Raw genomic sequence first — 21,301 nt, 5'->3', positions numbered from 1 at the left:
TCCGCCGCCGCCCCTGAGGGGCCGGACGCGGCGGAGACGAGACCGAAAGGATCGGAGAGACGATGAAACGGCCGGAAGCCAAGTCCCAGGTGATGGACCGCAACCTCGCGCTCGAGGTGGTGCGGGTGACGGAAGCCGCGGCCCTCTCCGCCTCGCGGCTGATGGGCCGGGGCGACGAGCGCCAGGCGGACCAGGCGGCGGTCGACGCGATGCGGCAGGCGCTGAACAGCCTTGCCATCGTCGGCGAGGTGGTGATCGGCGAGGGCGAGCGCGACGAGGCGCCGATGCTCTATATCGGCGAGAAGGTCGGCGCCGGCGACGGGCCGGAGATCGACATCGCCCTCGACCCGCTGGAGGGCACCACCATCACCGCCAAGGGCGGCCCGAACGCGCTGGCGGTCATCGCCATGGCCAACAAGGGCGGCTTCCTCAAGGCGCCCGACGTCTACATGGACAAGATCGCGGTCGGCGGCGACCTGCCGAAGGACCTGATCGACATCGACTCGACCCCGGCCCAGAACCTGAAGGCGCTGGCCCTGGCCAAGCGGGTCGCGGTCTCCGACCTCGTGGTCTGCGTGCTGGACCGGCCGCGCCACCAGGAGCTGATCGCCCGCATCCGCGAGGCCGGCGCCCGGATCATGCTGATCTCCGACGGCGACGTGTCCGGCGTCATCGCCACGGCGCAGCCGGAGACCGGCGTCGACATGTATCTCGGCACCGGCGGCGCGCCCGAGGGCGTGCTGGCGGCCTCGGCGCTGCGCTGCATCGGCGGCCAGATGCAGGGCCGGCTGCTGTTCCGCAACGACGATGAGCGCGAGCGCGCCAAGCGCCAGGGCATCGAGGACTTCACCCGCGTCTACGGGCTGATGGACCTGGCCGGCGGCGACGTGATGTTCGCGGCCACCGGCGTCACCACCGGCCCGATGCTGCGCGGCGTGCGCCTGATCCCGGGCGGCGCCATCACCCATTCGATCGTCATGCGCTCGAAGAGCGGCACGGTCCGCACCATCGAGGCGCGGCACGATTTCCGCCGCAAGGCCGGCTTCGAGTTCGTCGGCGGCTGATGACTGTACGGAGAGATGGCCTTCGGTCGTCTCTCGTCGTCATTGCGAGCGTAGCGAAGCAATCCAGGGGCCGCTCGCACCGGCCCCTGGATTGCTTCGTCGGCTTTGCCTCCTCGCAATGACGGGTTGGGTGGGGATGAGGGGAAAGAGACCATGAGGACGGGCCGTTGACGGGTCCGGCGCTGTTCGGCGTCGAACGCTCCGCCAAGGGCGCGCGCTGGATCGGCCGTGCCGCCGACGACCGGCTGGCGCTGGCGCTGTCCCAGCGCCACGCTTTGCCGGAGATCGTCGCCCGGGTGCTGGCGGCGCGCGGCGTCGGCCTCGACGACGCGCCCGCCTTCCTCAACCCGACGCTGCGGGCGCTGCTGCCCGACCCTTCTGTCCTGCGTGACATGGATCGTGCGGCGGACCGCATCGCTCGGGCGGTGACGGCCGGCGAGGGCATCGCCGTGTTCGGCGACTATGATGTCGACGGCGCCACCTCGACCGCGCTGATGGTCCGCTATCTGCGCGCGCTCGGGATCGAGCCGCAGATCCACATCCCCGACCGCATTGCCGAAGGCTACGGCCCGAACGCCCAGGCGCTGGAGAAGCTGCGCGCCGGCGGCGCCGGGCTGGTGGTGACGGTCGATTGCGGCACCACCGCCTTCGATGCGCTGGAAGGGGCCGCCGGCCTCGACGTCGTGGTGATCGACCACCACACGGCGGAGCCGCGGCTGCCGAAGGTGGCGGCGGTGGTCAACCCGAACCGGCTGGACCAGGATCCGGGCCTCGGCCAGCTCGCCGCTTGCGGCGTCACCTTCCTGGCATTGGTGGCGCTGAACCGTGCCCTGCGCCAGGCCGGCGCCTTCGCCAGCAGGAAGGAGCCGGACCTGCTGGCGCTGCTCGACCTGGTGGCGCTGGGCACGATCTGCGACGTGGTGCCGCTGACCGGGCTGAACCGGGCGCTGGTCGGGCAGGGGCTGAAGGTGATGGCGCAGCGCCGCAACACCGGCCTCGCTGCGCTGGCCGACGTGGCGCGGGTGACCGAGACGGTCGACGCCTACCACGCCGGCTACATCCTGGGGCCGCGGATCAATGCCGGCGGCCGCATCGGCCGGGCCGATCTCGGCGCCCGGCTGCTGGCCACCGAGGACAAGGGCGAGGCGGCGCGGATCGCGGCGCTGCTGGACGAGCACAATGTCGACCGCAAGACGGTCGAGGCCGAGGTGATGGCCGCGGCCATCGCCCAGGTCGAGGCGGCGGAAGCCGGGCCGGTGATCCTGGTGGCGGGCGAGGGCTGGCATCCCGGCGTGGTCGGCATCGTCGCCGGCCGGCTGCGCGAGCGCTACGGCCGCCCGTCCTGCGTGGTCGGGTTCGAGGGCGGCATCGGCAAGGCCTCGGGCCGCTCGGTGCCGGGCGTCGATCTGGGCGCCGCGGTGATCGCGGCGCGCCAGGCCGGGCTGCTGCTGTCCGGCGGCGGCCACCGCATGGCGGCGGGCTTCACCGTGCGGCAGGAGCGGCTGGCCGAACTGCGGACCTATCTCGCCGAGCATATCGACGGCCAGGTGGACGAGCCGATGGTGCCGCTGGTCGAGCTGGACGGCACGCTGGTGGTGGAGGCGGCGACGGTCGAGCTGGCGGAGACGCTGTCCTGCCTGGGCCCGTTCGGCGCCGGCAACCCGGAGCCGCGCTTCGCCCTGCCGCGGGTGCGGGTGGTGGCGGCGTCTGTGGTGGGCAGCGGCGGCCATGTCGCCTGCACCCTGGTCGGGCCGGATGGCGGCCGGCTGCGGGCGATCGCCTTCCGCTGCGCCGACCAGCCGGTGGGCCAGGCCCTGCTGCGCCGCGACGCGCTGCTGCACGTCGCCGGCACGCTCCGGATCGACCGCTGGAACGGCAACACCCGGGTGCAGCTGTTCATCGAGGACGTGGCGCCGCTCTGGGCCGAAAACGCTTGATTTCCCCGGCCGCTGCCGGTAGGTATCCGCGCCGCGCCGACCCCTTCGTCTAGAGGCCTAGGACATCGCCCTTTCACGGCGGTAACACGGGTTCGAATCCCGTAGGGGTCGCCACTTCGGTACAAAACTAAGTACCTCCGGCCCCGACTCAGCCGTGTCCGCGGCGGGAAGTGTGCGCAGCAGCGCGCTCTTCGAACCTGTGATCCGGATTTCCCGACCGCCGATGACGTCGACGCGCTGCGCCAGCGCACGGAGATGATCGCGCCGGAATGTCCCGTCTGCGTTCCGCAGCCTGCGCTTTGCCGCTTGGGCGAATTTCCGCAGGATCTCCGGCGTGATGACGCCTGCCCGGCGCTTGCGAAAAGCCGGGAGCACCTCCTGGACCATCGCGATCGAGAAGCAGTCGTGCGGCGTGCCTTGTTGTCGTCTCCCCGATGCTCAAGCGGATTTCGACGCCTCGATGATCCATCGCCGGAACGCGCGAACGCGGGCCAGCTCCGCCTTCGCCTTCGGGCTGACGACATAGTAGGCGCCGGGCCCGGTAACGCGGACGTTGTAGGGGGCGACGAGGGTGCCGCGCTGGATCTCGTCCTCGACCAGGAGACGCGGCGGTTCCCGGAGAACGGTCCAGCCACGTCGCTGGATAGATGAAGATCACAGCGATTGGCCCGCCCTTCGGGGGCGGCGCCTTGTAACCGGCCACCGTGCCGCCGGGATTCTCGCTGTCCTTCGATAGATCCGTCCGGACAAAATCTCCGATTGATGCCGGAAAAGTGAACCCGGACGCAGCATCAGCGTAGGGCCCTTGCGCCCGGATGACCTCCGGTCCGCTCCTGTTCGCTGTCGGCAGGGGAGGGCGGTTGCCGACTCTCAGCTATGGCCTACGACGGGGCCGCAGCTGTCCCCCAGGACGAATGTAGGCTGGAACATCACTTTGCGCGGCGGCAGCTCCACGCCGTGGTTTATTCTATCGACCAACATCCGCAGCGCCTCATTGGTCATGTCGTCGACCGGGTGTTCGGTCCGCGTCAGCCGCGGCCGAAGCCCGCCGATACCGGGGATCGTGTCGGTCGACGCAACGGAGATGTCCTCGGGGCAGCGGAGGCCGAGATCGACGATCGCCCGCATCGCGCCCAAAGCCATGACGCCGTTGGCCACATAGAGCGCGGTGGGGCGATCGGGCTGCTGCAGCAGGTCACGCGTCACCGAATAGGCTACGTTCTCGCGGAAGTCGCCGCTGCGGATATGATCGGCCTCCGGCGAGACGCCCCGCGCCTGCATCGCTTCCAGCATGCCGTCGAGACGGCCGCGGCCGGAGCTCAGATGCAGGGGGCCAGTGATGGTCCCGATCCGACGATGGCCGAGGTCGAGGAGATAGGTCGTCACCTGCCGCGCCGCCGAGACATTGTCGAGCGTCACCGTATCCGACCGGTTGCCGTCGACCGTGCGGCCGAACAGGACCGACGGCATGGAGTTCCCCTCGAAATCCCGTTTCAGGTATTGCGACTGGCTGCCGACCGGCACCAGCACCACGCCGTCGCAGGATAGCGTCTTGATGCGCGACAATGCCCGCCGCTCGGCCTCCGGCTTCTCATCGCTGTTGAACACCACCAGCGAATAGCCCCAGGCGGTCGCCGCGGCCTCCGCAGCGCAGACGATGCGGGCGAAGAAGGGGTTCGCCAGGTCGGCGACGACGAGCGCGATCAGCTGGCTTGTGCCGCGCTTGAGGTTCCGGGCCACCGCGGACGGCGCGTATTGCAGCTCGCTGATGGCGGCGAGCACCCGGGCCCGCAGCGCCGGGCTGACATAGGCCGAGTCATTCACCACGGCGGAGACGGTCGCGGTCGAGACGCCGGCCGCGCGTGCAACATCTCTGATGGTTGCCAATTGAACGTCCAGCTAATCGTTTCGCCAAATGTCGCTGATCGATGTCACCTTGTCCAGGCGTCAATACAACGAATTTTACGCTTGCCAGAACCTGCGGGATTGTCGAGTTTAGCGAAACGGTTAGATAATGTTCGCTGACGCAGGCGCGATCCTCGCCCCAGAGGAGGGGCCGCGCCCGGAGGGAGGAAGGAACGACATGAAGACCCCGCTGCTCGGCATGCTTGCCGTGGCCATGGCCCTGCCGGCCGGCGTGGCCGCGGCTCAGGACAAGACGCTCATCGGCATCGTCTCGATCGCCGCGACCGAGGCCAACAACGTCCGCTACATCTCCGGCGCAACCGCCGCGGCCAAGGAGCTTGGCTGGGAGGTTTCTGTGATCGATGCCGCCGGCAGCGCCGATCAGGCCAATGCCGCGATCCAGAATTTCGTGCAGCGCGGCGCCGGCGCCGTGGTCGACATGGTGTTCCCCTATTCGTCGATCGGTGCCGGGCTGGCCGCGGCGAAGGATGCGGGCGTGCCGGTCGTGACCTGGGGCGGGGGGCTGGGCGGCAGCGTGGCTGCCACCAACGGCTCCGGCGCACCGCTCGCCCAGCCGGTGATCGACAGGCTGGTGGCGGATCTGGGCGGCAAGGGCAGCGTCCTGGCCTTGACCTATCGCACCGGCGAGGTCTGCCGGAACCGCGAGGCGCTGTTCGACGAGATCCTCGCCAAGCACCCCGACATCAAGGTCACCAAGAACGAGGTCCGGATCCCGGGTTATTTCCAGGATGGCGCGGAATACGCCAATGCCTGGCTGGCCTCGCACCCCGCGGGGGACGAGAACCTGGCGATCTGGGGCTGCTGGGACGATCCGGCGATCGGCGCCATCGGCTCCCTGCGGCAGCAGGGCCGCGACGACGTTAAGGTCTACGGCGTCAACGGCAACGCCCAGGCCATCGAGAACATCCGCAACGGCCACATGGACGCGACCGCCTGGGAGGACAGCTACACCGAGGGCTATCAGATGGTGAAGCTTCTGGTCGACATCAAAGCCGGCGCCGGCAGCTGGACGCCGAAAGCCGTGGAGGTGCCGGCTGTCCTGGTCACCAAGGAGACGGTCGAGCAGTTCGTGAAGGATCACCCCGAGGCGCTCGGAAAATGAGCCTGGGGCACCGGATGGCCGCCCCGGAGGATCCACCGGCATCGGCCGGAGCCGCCCCCTTCCTGGCGGCCATCGGCGTGGCCAAGTCCTATGGCGGCGTCCAGGCGCTGAAGGGCGTCTCGCTGTCGCTCGAGGCCGGGCGGGTGCACGGGCTGGTCGGTGCCAATGGTGCCGGCAAGTCGACGCTGATCCGGGTGCTGGCGGGCCTGACCCGCCCGGATGCCGGGGAGGTCCGGATCGACGGCGCGCCCGTCGCCATCGCCTCGCCGCAGGACGCCACCGCGCTGGGGCTGGGGTTCATCCACCAGGAACTCGCCTTCGTTCCCGGCATGACCGTGCTGGAGAACATCATGCTCGGGGTGCCGAAGAAGCGGCGCCTGGGCATGGTCGACTGGGCGGCGATCGAACGCGATGTCGCGCCGATCGCCAAGCGGGTGGGCATCACCGCCCCGCTTCGCGCCGGTACGAAGGGCCTGTCGACGGCCGAGAACTGGCTGATCAGCATCTGCCGGGCCCTGGTCCGCAAGGCGCGGCTGATCGTGATGGACGAGCCGACGGCATCGCTGTCGGCCAGCGAGGCCGAGCGGCTGTTCGCGATCATCGCGGACCTGACCGCGTCGGGCGTCGCCATCCTCTACGTCTCGCACCGGCTGGACGAGATCCTGCGGCTGTGCCACCGCGTCACCGTGTTCCGCGACGGCCGATCCGTGGCCGAGATCGGACAGGATGCGTTGAGCCGGGCCGTGCTGGTGGAGGCCATCGTCGGCGGCGAGACCCGGCCGGCCGAGCCGGCCCGCGGCCGGGCTGTGGGCCGCGAGGTCGTGCTGCGCGTCTCCGGCCTGGCCCGGCGCCCCAAGGTCCAGGGGGTGAGCTTCGACCTGCACCGGGGCGAAGTGCTGGGCATCGGCGGGCTGGTCGGCGCCGGCCGCACCGAGCTGGCCCGGCTGATCTATGGCGCGGACCGGCCCGAGGCCGGCGCCATGGTCCTGGACGGCACGCCCTTCGCGCCGCGCAGCCCCGGCCAGGCGGTCGCCGCGGGGCTGGGGCTGGTGCCGGAGGAACGCCGGGCCGAGGGCTTGGTCCTGACCAAGAGCGTGGCCTTCAACCTGCAGATCGCCAATCTGCGCGGGATCATCCGCGCCCCGGCACTGCCGCTGATCAGCCGAAGGCGACGCGAGGCATCGTCGCTGCAGATCGTCCGCGACCTCGCGGTCAAGACCCGCAGCATCGAGACCCCGGTGGGGCGGCTGAGCGGCGGCAACCAGCAGAAGGTCGTGATCGGCCGCTGGCTGCTGCGCGGTCCCAAGGTCCTGATCCTCGACGAGCCGACGCGCGGCGTCGACATCGGCTCGCGCGGCGAGATCCATCGGCTGCTGCGCGACCTGGCCGCCGGGGGCATGTCGATCCTGGTGATCTCGTCGGAGCCCGACGAGCTGCCCGACCTCTGCGACCGCGTGCTGGTGATGGCGGAGGGCCGCATCGTGCGGGAGCTGGCCGGACCGTCGATCACACGCAATTCCATCATCGAGGCCAGCTATGCCGCCGGCGATGCCGCGGCCGCCGGCGGGAGAATCGGATGACGCACACTGCCGTCGCGAGCCGCCGCTTGTCGCCGCAGTCCAAGCTGGCCCTCGGCCTGTTCGCGCGCTACGCGACCATCATCGGCCTGCTGGCGATGGTGCTGGCCTTCTCGGTCCTTTCCCCACGCGCCTTTCCCACCGTCAACAACTTCACCAACGTGCTGAACCAGGCGTCGCTGGCGATGATCATCGCCGGCGGGCTGACCCTGGCCGTGGTGGTGGGGGAGCTGGACCTCTCGATCGGCTTCGCCGCCAGCCTGCACGGCGTGCTGGTCACGGGGCTGATCGTCGCCAATGGTCTGCCGATCCCGGTCGCCATCCTGATCGTGCTGGCGCTCGGGGCGCTGATCGGGCTGATCAACGGGCTGATCGTGACCAAGATCAAGGTCAATTCGGTGATCGCCACGCTCGGCATCGGCACCATCCTGACCGGCCTGTCCTTCGCCTATTCCGCCGGCGTCCCGATCGTCTCGGGCGTGCCCGAGGCCTTCCTCGAGCTTTCGCTCGGGCGATGGCTGTTCGGCATCCCCAATAACATCGTCGTGATGGCGCTGGTCCTGGGGGCCTTGTGGATCCTGGTCGAGCGCACGTCGCTGGGGCAGGAAATCCAGGCGGTCGGCGGCAATCCGGCGGCGGCGCGGCTGGCCGGCATCAATGTCGACCGCATCAAGATCCTGGGCTTCGTCGTCTCCGGGGTCTGCGCGGCGCTGACCGGCATCCTGCTCGCCTCTCGCCTCGGCAGCGGCACTACCAGCGCGGCCGACAGCTATCTGCTGACCGCCTTCGCCGCGGTGTTCCTCGGCTCCGCCACGCTGCGCGACGGCGAGTTCCACGTGCTGGGCACCATGATCGGCGCCTTGATCATCGCCTTCGGCTTCAACGGGCTGAACATCTTCGGCGCGCCGACCTACTCCCAATATGTCCTGCAGGGCGCCATTCTCATCGTCGCGGTCGGGCTGTCCAGCCTCGGCCGGACCATCGCGGAAAGTTGAGGATTCCGGCATGTCGTCTGCATCGGCCCCGCTCTGGGACGTTCACATCATCGAGTTCGCCCGATCCAAGGACCAGCCGGTGGCCAGCCTGGTCCACGGCGCCCATGACGACGGCGTCGTCGACCTGCCCTTCTCCTTCGTTCTGGCGCGGCAGCCCGGCCGGACCGTCCTGGTCGACACCGGCTTCATGAAGGAGGGCAGCGGGGAGGAGATGAGCGTGCGCTTCGGCATCCCGCACTGGATCTCGCCGCTGCGCATGCTGGCCGAGCTGGGCGTGACGCCCGATGCGGTCACCGATATCGTGCTGAGCCACGCCCATTTCGATCATATGGGATCGATCGGAAAGTTCCCGAACGCGCAGATCCATGTCCAGAAGCGGGAGATCCTGAGCTGGATCGAGGCCATGGCCCTGCCGCCGCGCTTCGGCTTCCTGACCCAGATCATCAACCCGGACGACCTTCGGCGCGCCTTCGACGCCTCGGTCGAGCACCGGCTGCACCTGGTGGACGGCGACCGCGACGACATCCTGCCCGGGCTGCATCTACGCCTGGGCGAGGGCCACACGCTGGGCCAGCAATTCGTGATCCTCGATACCTCCCGCGGTCGCCTCGTCGTTTCCGGCGACTGCATCTATGCGGCAAGCAATATCCGCGGGCACAACCATGACGGTGTCTACGTGCCCCTGGCGAACGGCGTCGGCAGCGTCTGGGAGCAACTGAAGACCATCGACCGCATCAACGACGCGATCGACGGCGACATGAGCCGCCTGATCATCCTGCACGACAGCGATCGCTGGAGCGGCCTGCCGGTGGTCAAGCAGATCGAAGGCTTTCGGATCGTCAAGGCTGGCTAGGCAAATGCTGAACCGGCCCTCCGCTGGGCGGATGGCGAGGGGGCTGTTGCCACGCCTGCCAGAGACGATCGGCATTCGGGTCTCACGCATCTCGTGCCGCGTGCATGATGACCGGTGCGATCAGTGAGGGCAATCCTGGCTCGGCTTCTCCGACCGTGATGCCGCGCAGAGGCGCCGTTCCACGATCCGCGCCAGTAGGCTTGCGCCGACCGGCAGGATGCCGTCGTCCAGGACAAAGCCCGGATTGTGCACCGGCACCGAACCGGCATGGCCGATGGTGCAGTAGACGCCCGGCGTCGCATGCAGCATGTCAGCGAAATCCTCGCTGCCCATCACCGGCTCCGTCTTCCGATACACCTGGTCCGGCCCGACGATATCGCGCGCCGCGGCGAGATAGCCCTCGACCAGCTCCTCGGTGTTGACCAGGACGTCGAACACGTTGCGGATGTCGAATTCGATCTCGACCTCGAAGGCGGCGGCGGTGCCCTCGGCGATGCTGCGCATGCGGCGGCGCAGGAGCTCGTTGACCTCCCGGTCCAGGAACCGGACCGTCCCGGACACGACAGCCTCCTCCGGCACGACGTTGTAGGCGCTGCCCGCATGGATCTGCGTCACCGAAAGCACGGCCTGTTTCAGGGGGCTGATGTTGCGGCTGACGACGGATTGCAGCGACTGGACCAGCGCGGTGGCGACGATGATCGGGTCGCGCGACCGCTCGGGCATGGCGCCATGGCTGCCGCGACCCCGGATCCGGAAGTCGAAGAAATCCGCGCCCGCCATCGCCGGCCCCGCCTTGACGCCGATGCGATAGGGCTCGTCGTCCGGGGCGTTGTGGAGCGCGTAGATCTCGTCGCAGGGGAAGCGCCGGAACAGCCCGTCGGCCAGCATCGCGCGGGCGCCGCCGCAGCCTTCCTCCCCCGGCTGGAAGATCAGCACGGCGGTGCCGGCGAAGTCGCGGGTCTCGGCCAGATAGCGCGCGGCGCCCAGCAGCATTGTCGTGTGCCCGTCATGGCCGCAGCCATGGAAGCGCCCCGGGATCTTCGAGGCATAGGCGAGATTGGTGCGCTCCTCCATCGGCAGGGCGTCCATATCCGCCCGCAGCCCGATGGTGCGGCCCGGCCCGCGGCGCCCCTCGATCACGCCGACGACCCCGGTCCGGCCGAGGCCGCGATGCGCCTCGATCCCCCAGGCGGCCAGCTTCTCGGCGACGATGCCGGAGGTGCGCACCTCCTCGAAGCCGATCTCGGGATGCTGGTGCAGGTCCCGCCGGATGGCGGTCAGTTCGTCCTTGTAGCTGTCGATGCGATCGATGACGGGCATGGCCGGACCCTTGCGGATGGCGGAAATGGGGGGCGGGCGTGGGCTGCGCCACGCCGCGCTGGCGGAACGGGCGGCGCTCCGGCCTAGGCGGGCGTCTCGTAGGAGACGGCGAGGTCCTTCGGGTCCGCGACCATCTCGCTTCCGCCGACGAACAGGCGGTCGGCCGTGCCCGAGGCGTCGACGCTGCGCTCCACGGCCTCGCCATGGCTGGCGAAGCCGTTGGCGAGCCTGACGCGGCCGCGATCCGGCCCGGTGATCTCGATCTCCGTGGCGTCCGCGAAGGGCTTGAACCCCGCCGGATCGGCGGCCAGGACGAGGTCGCCCATCGGCACCAGATCCACGACGCGCCAGAGATTCCACCAGCGCCCGGCCCAGCCCGCCACCCCGGCCGACGGCGCCCCGTGGCTGGCGAATTGGTGCAGGATCGAGACCAGCCCGTCCAGCCAGGCATTGGCGGGACCGTCGATGGCGTTGGTGACGACGGAGAGGCCGATGCCCCAGTCCGGCACCGCGGCGGAGCGGCTGATGAAGCCGGGGAAGGAGCCGCCATGGCCGATCAGCGTATGGCCGTCGACCTGCCCGATCATGGTGCCCAGCCCGTAATGGCGGGGTTCCGACTGATGCGGCACCTCCCAATGGCGCCGGGTCATTTCCCGCCGGCTGGCCACCGACAGCACGCTGGTTTCGGCCGCGGGGTCGAGGCTGGCGAAGAAGCGGGCGAGGTCCCCGGCCGTGCTGACGAAGCCGGTCGCCGCGGCCAGCGCGAAGGTGGGCTGGTCGCCGCCGAGCGTGCCCCGGCCGAAGGGCAGCCGGTTGCTGTGCCCCGTCGCCAGGGGCGCGCCGGCCCCGAGCGGCGTGTCGGGCGCGGTGTCCGCCAGCCCCGAGGCGCCGACGACCTCGCGCGCGATCCAGCCTGCATAGGGCTCGCCCGTGATCGCCTCGATGGCGAGGCCCAGCAGGCCGAAGCCGAGATTGGAGTATTTGAAGCGGCTGTTGGCGTCGAGGGCCAGGGGAAGCGCCAGCTCGGCCCGCAGCGCCGCCGCGTCGAAGAAGGGCGCGCGGACCTGCCAGTGCGGGGACCGGGTTCCGTCGCGCATCATCCCCGAGGCATGGGCGAGAAGCTGGGCGATGGTCGTGTCCGCCACCAGCGCGTGCAGGCCCGGCACATGGGTCCCGATCCTGTCGTCCAGATGCAGCCGCCCGGCCTCCTGCAGCTTCATGATGCCGACGGCGGTGAAGGTCTTGGAATGGGAGGCGACGCGGAAGCGATGGGCGGTGGTCAGAGCCTCGCCGGTCCTGAGATCCGCCACGCCGAAGGCGCGCTCCCAGACGACCTGTCCGCCTTTCGCCACCGCGACCACGCAGCCGGGCTGTTCGGTCGCCTGCAGCTGGTGGTCGATCCATCGGCCGCCATAAGCCAGCGCGGCATCGAGCCATTCGGTCATGAGCTTGTCTTTCTTGGCTTTGTCCGGGGTGTCGTTCAGCCAGCTGCCATGGCGGGCTTCGGGAGGACGGCGCCCTCTGCCGCCCAGCAGGCGACGGCATGTCCGGCATTGATGTCGGCCAGTCCCGGCTCCTGCTCGGCGCAGCGGGGGGTGGCGATCGGGCAGCGGTTGCGGAACCGGCAGCCGCTGGGCAGGCGGGCCGGATCGGGCGGGTCGCCCAGCCGCGGCACCGGATCGTCGCGACGGGCGACGTCGATCGACGGCACGGCGGCGAGCAGCGCCTTGGTGTAGGGGTGGCGGGGGGCCTGGAACAGCTGCTTCGCCGGGGCGGTCTCGACGATCCGGCCGTAATACATGACCGCGACGCGGTCGGCGATGTACTCGACCACGGCGAGGTTGTGGGACACGAACAGCAGCGCCAGCTCGAACTCCGCCCGCAGGTCGCGCAGCAGGTTCAGGATCTGCGCCTGCACGGACACGTCGAGGGCCGAGACCGGCTCGTCGCACACGATCAGGGCGGGCTTGAGGATCAGGGCGCGCGCGATGCCGATCCGCTGCAGCTGGCCGCCCGAGAGCTCGTGCGGGTAGCGCACGCGATGCTCGGGCCTCAGCCCGACCTTGCGGAAGATCTCGGCCACGGCCTCGTCCCGCTCCCGGCGATCCAGCATCTCCTGGATGTCGAGGGCCATCCTGACCGAGGCGCCGACGGTGCGGCTCGGGTCGAAGCAGGTCCGCGGATTCTGGAAGATAAGCTGGGCATGGCGCCGCTGCCGCTTGAGCTGGTCCGGCGGCAGGGCGAAGAGGTCCTGGCCGCGGAACCGGACCGTGCCCGCGCTCGGCCGCTGCAGGGCGATCACCGTCCGGCCCAGCGTGCTCTTGCCGCAGCCGGATTCGCCGACCAGCCCCAGCGTCTCGCCGCGACCCAGCGTCAGGCTCACGCCGTCGACGGCGCTGATGGTGCCCACGACGCCGCCCAGCAGGCCCTTGCGGACCGGATAGCGGACATGCAGGCCTTCGACCTCGAGGAGCGGCGGACTGCTCATGCCCTGTCCCCCGTCGCGTCCGGCGTCGCCCAGCAGCGCGACCGGTGGTCCGGCGCGGTCGCGGCGAGGGGAGGCATCTCTTCGAGGCAGCGCGCCAGGGCGAGGCTGACGCGGCGGCCGCATCGCGGCGCGAAGGCGCAGCCCGGCATGGGGCGGCTGAGATCGGGGATGCCGCCGGGAATGTCCTGCAGCCGCCCGCCATCCGACTGCCCCAGCCGCGGCGCCGCCCGCAGCAGGCCGCGCGCATAGGGGTGGTCCGGGTTGCCCAGCATCGCCGCGACCGGGCCGTCCTCGACGATCCGCCCGGCATACATGACCGCCACCCGGTCGGCGAGCTTCGCCACGATCCCGAGGTCGTGCGTGACGAGCAGGAGCGAGGTGCCGGCGTGCCGGCAGCTGTCGCGCAGCAGCTCCAGGATCTGCGCCTGGATGGTGACGTCGAGCGCCGTCGTCGGCTCGTCGGCGATCAGAAGCCGCGGCCTCAGCGCCAGGGCGATCGCGATCATCACGCGCTGCGCCTGGCCGCCGGACAGCTGGTGCGGATAGGCGAGCGCCTTCTCCTCCGGCGCCGGGATGCCGACCGAGCGGAGAAGGGCGACGGCGCCGTCCCATGCGGCCTTGCGACCGAGCCGTTCCTGCTGGCGCAGCGGCTCGGCGACCTGCCAGCCGACCCGGCGCACCGGGTTCAGGCAGCCCTGGGGCTGCTGGAAGATGATGCCGATGTCGCGGCCGCGCCAGCGGGAGAGGTCGCGGGCCGACATGGCGAGCACGTCGCGCCCGTCGAACAGGATCTGCCCGCCGGCGATCCGGCCCGGCTTCTGGATGAGCCGCAGGATGGACAGGGCCAGCACGGATTTGCCGGAGCCGGACTCGCCGACCAGCCCGACGATCTCGCCCGGCGCGATCCGCAGGTCCACGCCCTGCACGGCGTGGACCGTGCCGGGCCCGGAACCGAACTGGGTGCGCAGGTCGCGAAGGTCGAGGAGCGGCCGGTCGGGCCGGGGCGGGGGCGGCATCATCGACATCGCCTCAGCTCCTCGGGTCCAGCACGTCGCGCAGCCCGTTGCCCAGGATGTTCATGCCGAAGATCGAGATGAACAGCGCCGTGCCGGGGGCGGCCACGGCCCACCAGGCGGAGAACAGGTAGGTGCGCGAGTTGACGAGCATGGCGCCCCATTCCGGCGCCGGCGGCTGGGTGCCGAGGCCGGCGAAGGACAGGGCCGAGGCCAGCAGCGCCGCCAGCGGCGTCGCGAAGGAGAGGTAGACGATCAGCGGCGACAGCACGTTCGGCAGCACGGTGCGGAACAGGATCTCCGCCTCGCTCGCCCCCAGCGCCCGGACGCTGACGACATAGTCCTCGGCCTTGACCGTGAGCACGGTGCTGCGCACCAGCCGGGCGTAGCCGGGGATGCCGGCGATGCCGACCGCCGCCATGCCGGTCCACAGGCTCGGCCCCAGGATGGCGACCACCACCAGCACCATCAGGATGTAGGGGAAGGCCAGCAGGATATCGATCATCCGCATGATGACCCCATCCGTCACCCCCGACCCCGCGCCGGCGACGAGGCCGAGCACGGTGCCGATGGAGGCGGAGATCGATGCCGTAACGGCGCAGATCAGGAGGAAGTAGCGCGTGCCGTAGATGATCCGGCTCAGCAGGTCGCGGCCGACCTCGTCGGTGCCGAGCCAATGCAGCGCGCCGGGGGGCATCAGGCGCTGGGCCGGGCTGATCTTGAACGGGTCGTACGGGGCGATCACCGGGGCGAAGGCCGCGAGCAGGATCAGGGCCAGCAGCACCGCGCCGCCGGCCACCGCGGACGGATTGCGCAGGAGCCGCCCGAGCAGGAGCCGCCAGCGCGGGACGGCCTCGAAGGCCGCTTCCTCGAAAACCCCCTCGCTCACGACACCAGCTCCACGCGCGGGTCGAGCCAAGCATAGAGCAGGTCGGCGACGAGGTTGACCACCAGATAGGTGACGGCGCTGATCAGGATGATCGCCTGCGTCAGGGTGAAATCGCGCCACTGGATGGCGTTGACCGCCAGCTCGCCGATGCCGTGCCAGCTGAAGATGGTCTCGACGATGAAGGCGCCGCCCAGCAGGTTGCCGATCTGCAGCCCCACCACCGTCAGCACCACGATCAGGGCGTTCGGCAGGGCATGGCGCAGGATCAGCGCGATCTCGCTCGCCCCGCGCGCCCGCGCCGCCTGGATGTAGTCCCGCCTCAGCACGTCGATCATGCTGCTCCTCGCCACCCGCGACAGCGGGGCCGCTTCGATCAGGCCGAGCGCCATGGCGGGCAGCACGATCGCCAGCGGGCCATGGGGGACCACCGGCAGGAGCCTGAGCCAGACCGAGCAGAACAGGATCAGCAGCAGCCCGAAGAAGAAGGCCGGCATTGAGATGCCGAACAGCCCGATCGTCGTCGCGGTCACGTCGAGCCAGCTGTTGCGCCGGGCCGCGGCGAGGATACCGGTCGTGAGCCCGACCACCAGCGCGATCGCGAGGGCGGCGCCGGTGAGGAGGATGGTGTTGACGTATCGGAAGCCGATCTCGTCGATCACCGGCTTGCGCAGCCGGATCGATTCCCCCAGATCGCCCTGCGTGAGATCGCTGACATAGAGGACGAACTGCTGATACCAGGGCAGGTCCAGATGGTACTTGGCGCGCAGGGCGGCGATGGCCTGCGCCGCGTCCTGTTCCGAGAGCTGGCCCTGATACATCGCCGTCGCGGCATCGGTCGGGATCAGGGCCTTCATCAGGAAGGTGATCAGCAGGATGCCGATCACCACCGGAACCAGGAGCAGCAGGCGCTTCAGGACGTACCGGGCCATGGCGCTCTATTCCGCGATCTTGAGGTCCGTGGCGTAGACATAGCCGAGATAGTCGAGGCGATAGCCCTGCAGCGCCGTGCGGGTCACCGTCATCGGCCAGTCGGTCAGCAGCGGCAGGATCATCCGATCCTCCAGGATCGCGGTCTGGGCGGCGCTGACGAATTGCATGCGCTTGGTCGAGTCGAGGGCGGTGTCGGCTGCGTCCAGGGCTTCGTCGATCGCCGGGTTCGGCGGCAGCAGCTGGCGGTGGCCGGGGGATCGGAACAGCTGCGACATGACGCTCGGGTCGGACCAGGTCCAGCGATTGAGATCCATGTCCCAATCCGGCTTCAGCAGGCCGGGATAGAAGGTGCCCCAATCCGCCGTGCCGACATCGACCTGGATGCCGATATCGCCGAGATTGGCCTGGATGACCGCGAGCGCCCGCTCGGTCGTGCTGTCGGCATAGCTGCGGATGGTGAACTTGGCCTGGGCGCCGTCCTTGGCGCGCACCCCGCCATCATCCTTCCAGCCGGCGGCGTCGAGCAGGGCCTTGGCCTTGTCCGGATCGTAGGGGGTGCCGTATTTCTGGGCGACGGCGTCGTCATATCCGGGGATGCCGCGCGACAACGGGCCGAGGGCGATAGTGCCGTTGCCGCCGAAGGCCGCGGCCAGGACGGCCTCGCGGTCGACGGCGTGGCTGATCGCCTCGCGGAAGGCCTTGTCGCTGAACGGGGCCTTCTTGTAGTCGAACTCCATGAACATGAGGTTCTTGGCGTTCTTGTCGTTGATGACGGTGAATTGCGGATCGTCGGCAAGCGGCCGGACCGCATCCGCCGTCAGCTGGGCGGCGTCGATCTCGCCGGTCTGCAGGGCCGACGTCACCACGCCCTCTTCGGCCATCACGTTCAGGACGATGCGGTCGAGATAGGGCAGGCCCTGATTGGCCGCGTCGGGGCGGAACTGCTTGAAGTTCGGGTTGCGGACCAGCTCGATGCGCGTGCCGGGGGTCCAGCTGTCGAACATGAAGGGCCCGGTCCCGACCGGGTGGCGGGCATAGGCCGGGCCTGCCGCCTTCACCGCGGTCGGAGAGTTGAAGCCGAAATAGGATTGGCCCAGCAGGTTGATGAACGGCGCGAACGGCTTGGTGAAGTGGAAGACGACCGTGCCGTCATCCGGGGCATCGACCTTCTCCAGGGGCCCGACGATGCCCTTGGAGGGGGAGGCGCTGTTCGGATCGAGGATCGTGTCGAAATGGAACTTCACGGCCGCCGCGTCGAATGGCGTGCCGTCATGGAAGGTCTTGCCGCTCCTGAGCTTGAAGGTGATCGTGCGGCCGTCGGCATCGGCCTGCCAGGATTCGGCCAGCCAGGGCCGGGCCTGCCCCTTGTCGTCGAGGTAGATGAGCGATTCCAGCAGGTAGTTGCCGAGCACGCCGCTCACGGCCAGGGAAATGCTCTGCACATTATAAAGGCCCTCCGGATCGATAATCAGGCGGAGCCGTGCCACCTGTTCGGCTTGGGCGAAGGACAATCCCGGCCTTCCCAGCGTGAGGGCGCCGACGGAGGCCACGGAGGCGAGCGCAAATTGCCGACGGTTCAACACCGGTCTCTCCCTGTTCGTTATGCAAAGAATGTTTGTGCGACCGCCATTGCCAGGAGAGTGTGCGGTCTTTAATCCGAATGATTACTCGGATTTTAACGCCGCGCAAGAGCCAGCAATGGCTGCGATTTCTGATGCAATTTTCTTGCCAGCGAGACATGAGGTTCCGCGGAGGAGAGTGACATGCCCGGAAAGACCAGTGCGAAGCGCAGGCCGGTCCAGGCCAGGTCGCGCAAGATCAAGGCGACGATCATGGAGGCTGCCCACGACGTCATGCGCGAGAGAGGCATCCGGGCGATCACGACCAATGCCATCGCGGAGCACGCGGGGATCAAGATCGGATCGATCTATGACTATTTCCCAAACAAGGAAGCGATCATCGCCGAGATCTACGAGGGAAAGCTGGCGCAGGTTCGCGGCTTCCTCGAAGCCGGGTCGGAGAGGATCGATCGGGTCGAGTGGCGGCCCCAGCTGTCCAATCTCATTCGCGAGACCTGGACCTACCAGCTTGCCATCGGCCTCGACCGGACCATTGTCGACGCTTCCTACTATTATGAAGATCTGCTCCGGATCGCCCGCGCGCATTCGCAGTTGTTTGCGTCGAACTACGTCCGCCTTCTTCGTCGGCTGGGCTCGGATTGGAGTGACGAACGGCTCTTCGATCTCTCCATCAGCATCTACACCCTGGTCAATGCGACATGGAGCTATTGGCGGCTGACGGAGAGCAGCGATTCAATTGCCATCGAGAGGCAGATCGTGTTGACGATCCGTCTTATCGAGCCGGCATTGGATCACGCACCCTGATCAAGGGCGGCTGACAATGTTGATGACAGCGATCTTGGAGGGGAAGAGGCGCAAGGCGGATCGGTGCGGACGAGGGCCAAGGCGTCGGCTTCATCCAAGCGGAGTTGCGCAACGATCGCTTTCGGGCGCCTTGGCCCAGCCTGGTTGGCAGAAAGCGCCGGGATCTCGAGGGTTCGGCCGATATCCGGAATCGGGACACTACATCTACGTCTCATTATGGCAGATATCGTTGAAGTCTCGAACGACTACTTGGGACGCAGAATTGAGCAAGTTTGCTGCCGATCTGGGCAGGGCGTCTTTCTGTTTCGGTCTTCCACTTCTTGGTCCTTTGTTACGACCGGAAATGGCGCTCCGACTTTTCAACGGAATCGGCGCATCTCAGCCCAGGCGGGCTGTGATGCGCCAAGACGGTGACTTCGTAGCAGATTCGACCACCGATGCCGGCGTCATGTTCGTCGGCCGATGGTTTGCTTCGACCGGGGTGGATCGACGTTTCGGCCGCGTCAGCTTTGGAAATCAGCGGAACTTGCCCTTCGTCTCCGGCACGATCAGCGCGCCGAGCAGGTAGATCGCGAACACCGCGGCGGCGAAGATCGACAGCGACAGCGGGATGTCCCCGGGCGTCGCACTGGCCAGCGACACGAAGGTCGGCATCATGCCGCCGATGGCGAAGCCGATGTTCCAGGACAGGCCGGTGCCGCTGGCGCGCATTGCGGTGGGGAAGCGCTCATTGAGGAAGATCAGGATCGGCGAGATGCCGGCGCTGCCGATGAAGGCGATGGCCAGGGCGTGCAGCACGATGGCGGTCATATCCTGCGTCGCCGCGATGCCGAGATAGAGCACCGGCAGCAGGACGATGGCGGCGAGGCCGACCAACAGGAAGGTCCGCTTGCGGCCGATGGCATCGCTGAGCCCGCCGACCAGCATCGAGGCGACGATGGTCGAGATGCCGCAGCCCATCAGGGTCAGCGAGGCCGCGGTGTTCGGCACCTGATTGATGACCTTGAGGATCGTCGGCATGTAGCCCGAGGTCAGGTAGTAGCCGGCGCCGCCGCCGATGGTGATCAGCAGGTTCGCCAGCACGACGCCGCGATACTCGGCCGAGACCAGGGCCCGCAGCGGCGCCGGGGCGCGCACGGCCTGCTTGGCCGCCTTCTGCCGCTGCATCTCCTTCCAGAACGGCGATTCCTCCAGGTTGCGGAAGACGAACCAGCCGAGGAAGGAGCTGAGCAGGCCGGAAAAGAACATGAAGCGCCAGCCCCATTCGGCATAGGCCTCGCCCGGGAAGATGGCGGAGGTGGCGAGGAACACGACCGAGGCCAGCAGCGCCCCGATGCCGGCGCCGCCGCTGCCGACCAGGCCGGACATGAAGCCGCGCCAGTGCGGCGGCACCGATTCCGTGCCGATGGTGTGGGTCGAGGCGACCACCCCGCCGACGAACACGCCCTGGACCAGGCGCAGCAGCAGGAAGGCGACGGGCGCCGCCGCCCCGATCTGGTGGATGGTCGGCAGCAGGCCGAAGGCGGCGGTCGACAGGCCGACGCCGGTGATCGCCACCAGCATCGCCCCCTTCCGCCCATGCGCGTCGGCGTAGTGGCCGAAGATGGCGGAGCCGACGGGCCGCATCAGCAGGGTGACGGCGAAGGAGGCATAGACCGCCGCCAGCGACCAGGTCGGGTGGTCGGAGGGGAAGAACAGCGCCCCCACCACCGGCGCGACATACAGCAAGATGAACAGGTCGAAGAGGTCGAGCGCCCAGCCCAGCACGGAGGCGACGACCGCGCTGACCATCTGCCGGGTCTTGACCGGCTCCGCCGCGACGCCATTCGCGGCTTCGATATTGCTGCTGACCATGATGTTCCTCCCTGATTGATCGGTTTTGGTTGCCGTTTCCGGGACGAGCCGGGGGAAGCGATGCCGCGCCCCGGCCGGCCCGGTCAGACGCCCTTGAACGCCGGCGGCCGCTTGGCGTGGAAGGCCTCGACGCCTTCCCGGAAATCCTCGGACTGGCGCAGGCGGCTGTAGCAGTGGCCTTCCAGCTCGATGGCGATGCTCAGCGGCGAATCCTCGGTGTCGTTCAGCAGCTTCTTCGCCGTGCGCTGGGCCAGCGGCGAGAAGGCGCGCAGCTCGTCCACCAGCGCGTCGGTCGCGGCCTCTAGCTCCGCATCCGCCACCTTCTCGGTGGCGATGCCCCAGTCGACCGCCTGCTGCGCGCTGATCCGGCGCGAGCGCATGACGATGTCCTTGGTGCGGGTGATGCCGACCATCATCTGCAGCCGCGCCGACCCGCCGGAGCCGGGGATCTGGCCCAGCTTCTGCTCCGGCAGGGCGTATCGCGTGGTGTCGGTGACCAGGCGGAAGTCGCAGGCCAGCGACAGCTCGAACCCGACCCCGAAGCAGTAGCCGCGATTGGCGGCGATCACCGGCTTGGCGCAGCGGGCCGGGGCGGCGATGTTCCAGGCCAGCTTCGAGACGTGCTCCGGCGACGCCTCCATGAAGCCCTTGATGTTGCCGCCGCTGGAGAAGTGCTCGCCCACGGCGCGAACGACGATGACGCGCACCCGCGCATCCTCGTCCAGCGCTTCGAACACCAGGCGCAGCTGGTCGCGCTGCGGCATCGACACGATGTTGAAGGGTGGGCGGTCGAGCACGATGTCGGCGCGCTCGCGCGCCTCGTCGATCTCCACCCGGAATCCGTCCAGCGCCGCGAGGCGGGGATTGCTGAAGGTCATCACGGCGGGCATGGGGCAGGTCTCCTGTAAGATCAGCGTGGCGGTCAGGGGGCCGACCCCGCCCGGCACCGGCGTCAGCGCGGCTACCACC

At 69.0% G+C, this 21,301-nt stretch carries 17 protein-coding genes and 1 tRNA gene; 8 read left to right on the top strand and 10 right to left on the bottom strand.

Features of this window, described 5'->3' with window-relative positions; genetic code table 11:
* Window positions 1-92 precede the first annotated feature (92 nt).
* The 3 genes from glpX to BWR60_RS29460 all read left to right on the top strand — a co-directional run bounded on the left by glpX (window position 93) and on the right by BWR60_RS29460 (window position 3,115).
* Complete coding sequence (glpX, locus tag BWR60_RS29470) at window positions 93-1,064, top strand: class II fructose-bisphosphatase (protein ID WP_088155762.1); 972 nt, start codon at window positions 93-95, stop codon at window positions 1,062-1,064.
* 167 nt (window positions 1,065-1,231) lie between these two features.
* Window positions 1,232-3,001, top strand: coding sequence for a single-stranded-DNA-specific exonuclease RecJ (recJ, locus tag BWR60_RS29465; protein ID WP_088155744.1), 1,770 nt, complete (start codon window positions 1,232-1,234; stop codon window positions 2,999-3,001).
* A 38-nt stretch (window positions 3,002-3,039) separates the two neighbouring features.
* A tRNA-Glu gene (locus BWR60_RS29460) sits at window positions 3,040-3,115 on the top strand.
* Window positions 3,116-3,871: 756 nt separating this feature from the next.
* Here the strand turns inward: BWR60_RS29460 and BWR60_RS29455 are convergent.
* The gene (locus BWR60_RS29455) at window positions 3,872-4,888 is read right to left on the bottom strand and encodes a LacI family DNA-binding transcriptional regulator (protein WP_088155742.1); all 1,017 of its coding nucleotides are present in this window, start codon (window positions 4,886-4,888) and stop codon (window positions 3,872-3,874) included.
* Window positions 4,889-5,084: 196 nt separating this feature from the next.
* Between BWR60_RS29455 and BWR60_RS29450 the strand changes: the two genes are divergently transcribed.
* The 4 genes from BWR60_RS29450 to BWR60_RS29435 are packed head-to-tail and all read left to right on the top strand — an operon-like array spanning window position 5,085 to window position 9,454.
* Window positions 5,085-6,029, top strand: coding sequence for a sugar ABC transporter substrate-binding protein (locus BWR60_RS29450; RefSeq protein ID WP_088155740.1), 945 nt, complete (start codon window positions 5,085-5,087; stop codon window positions 6,027-6,029).
* Complete coding sequence (locus tag BWR60_RS29445) at window positions 6,026-7,609, top strand: sugar ABC transporter ATP-binding protein (RefSeq protein WP_218823740.1); 1,584 nt, start codon at window positions 6,026-6,028, stop codon at window positions 7,607-7,609. The genes BWR60_RS29450 and BWR60_RS29445 overlap by 4 nt, the downstream gene beginning before the upstream one ends.
* Window positions 7,606-8,601, top strand: a complete 996-nt coding sequence (locus tag BWR60_RS29440; RefSeq protein ID WP_088155738.1) for an ABC transporter permease — start codon at window positions 7,606-7,608, stop codon at window positions 8,599-8,601. Before BWR60_RS29445 ends, BWR60_RS29440 begins: the two co-directional genes overlap by 4 nt.
* Before the next feature lie 10 nt (window positions 8,602-8,611).
* The gene (locus BWR60_RS29435) at window positions 8,612-9,454 is read left to right on the top strand and encodes an N-acyl homoserine lactonase family protein (RefSeq protein ID WP_088155736.1); all 843 of its coding nucleotides are present in this window, start codon (window positions 8,612-8,614) and stop codon (window positions 9,452-9,454) included.
* A 120-nt stretch (window positions 9,455-9,574) separates the two neighbouring features.
* Here the strand turns inward: BWR60_RS29435 and BWR60_RS29430 are convergent, their stop codons facing one another.
* From BWR60_RS29430 to BWR60_RS29400, 7 genes are all read right to left on the bottom strand, one after another.
* Window positions 9,575-10,774, bottom strand: coding sequence for a M20 aminoacylase family protein (locus BWR60_RS29430; protein ID WP_088155734.1), 1,200 nt, complete (start codon window positions 10,772-10,774; stop codon window positions 9,575-9,577).
* Between the two features lie 83 nt (window positions 10,775-10,857).
* Window positions 10,858-12,219, bottom strand: coding sequence for a serine hydrolase domain-containing protein (locus tag BWR60_RS29425; protein ID WP_088155732.1), 1,362 nt, complete (start codon window positions 12,217-12,219; stop codon window positions 10,858-10,860).
* 35 nt (window positions 12,220-12,254) lie between these two features.
* On the bottom strand, window positions 12,255-13,262 hold the full coding sequence (locus tag BWR60_RS29420) for an ABC transporter ATP-binding protein (protein WP_088155730.1): 1,008 nt from the start codon (window positions 13,260-13,262) through the stop codon (window positions 12,255-12,257).
* Window positions 13,259-14,287 (bottom strand): ABC transporter ATP-binding protein, encoded by a 1,029-nt coding sequence (locus BWR60_RS29415; RefSeq protein WP_230983219.1) that lies wholly within the window; start codon window positions 14,285-14,287, stop codon window positions 13,259-13,261. Before BWR60_RS29415 ends, BWR60_RS29420 begins: the two co-directional genes overlap by 4 nt.
* A 4-nt stretch (window positions 14,288-14,291) precedes the next feature.
* Window positions 14,292-15,164, bottom strand: coding sequence for an ABC transporter permease (locus BWR60_RS29410; protein WP_230983218.1), 873 nt, complete (start codon window positions 15,162-15,164; stop codon window positions 14,292-14,294).
* Complete coding sequence (locus BWR60_RS29405; protein WP_088155728.1) at window positions 15,161-16,093, bottom strand: ABC transporter permease; 933 nt, start codon at window positions 16,091-16,093, stop codon at window positions 15,161-15,163. The genes BWR60_RS29410 and BWR60_RS29405 overlap by 4 nt, the downstream gene beginning before the upstream one ends.
* A gap of 6 nt (window positions 16,094-16,099) precedes the next feature.
* Window positions 16,100-17,536 (bottom strand): ABC transporter substrate-binding protein, encoded by a 1,437-nt coding sequence (locus tag BWR60_RS29400; RefSeq protein WP_179222001.1) that lies wholly within the window; start codon window positions 17,534-17,536, stop codon window positions 16,100-16,102.
* Between the two features lie 321 nt (window positions 17,537-17,857).
* On the opposite strand from BWR60_RS29400, the gene BWR60_RS29395 reads away from it, so the two are divergent.
* A complete protein-coding gene (locus BWR60_RS29395; RefSeq protein ID WP_088155724.1) occupies window positions 17,858-18,478 on the top strand; it encodes a TetR/AcrR family transcriptional regulator in 621 nt (206 codons plus the stop codon).
* Between the two features lie 516 nt (window positions 18,479-18,994).
* On the opposite strand, the gene BWR60_RS29390 is transcribed toward BWR60_RS29395, so the two are convergent.
* The gene (locus tag BWR60_RS29390; RefSeq protein ID WP_088155722.1) at window positions 18,995-20,332 is read right to left on the bottom strand and encodes an MFS transporter; all 1,338 of its coding nucleotides are present in this window, start codon (window positions 20,330-20,332) and stop codon (window positions 18,995-18,997) included.
* A gap of 83 nt (window positions 20,333-20,415) precedes the next feature.
* Window positions 20,416-21,222 carry an enoyl-CoA hydratase/isomerase family protein gene (locus BWR60_RS29385; protein ID WP_088155754.1) on the bottom strand — a complete coding sequence of 269 codons (807 nt, stop codon included), beginning with the start codon at window positions 21,220-21,222 and terminating at the stop codon, window positions 20,416-20,418.
* Window positions 21,223-21,301 lie beyond the last annotated feature (79 nt).

The organism is Inquilinus limosus (assembly GCF_002195995.1).
GTDB classification, from domain to species: domain Bacteria; phylum Pseudomonadota; class Alphaproteobacteria; order DSM-16000; family Inquilinaceae; genus Inquilinus; species Inquilinus limosus_C.
Note: the sequence above shows the minus strand (reverse complement) of the source record. Positions and strands in the feature narration are given on the sequence as shown.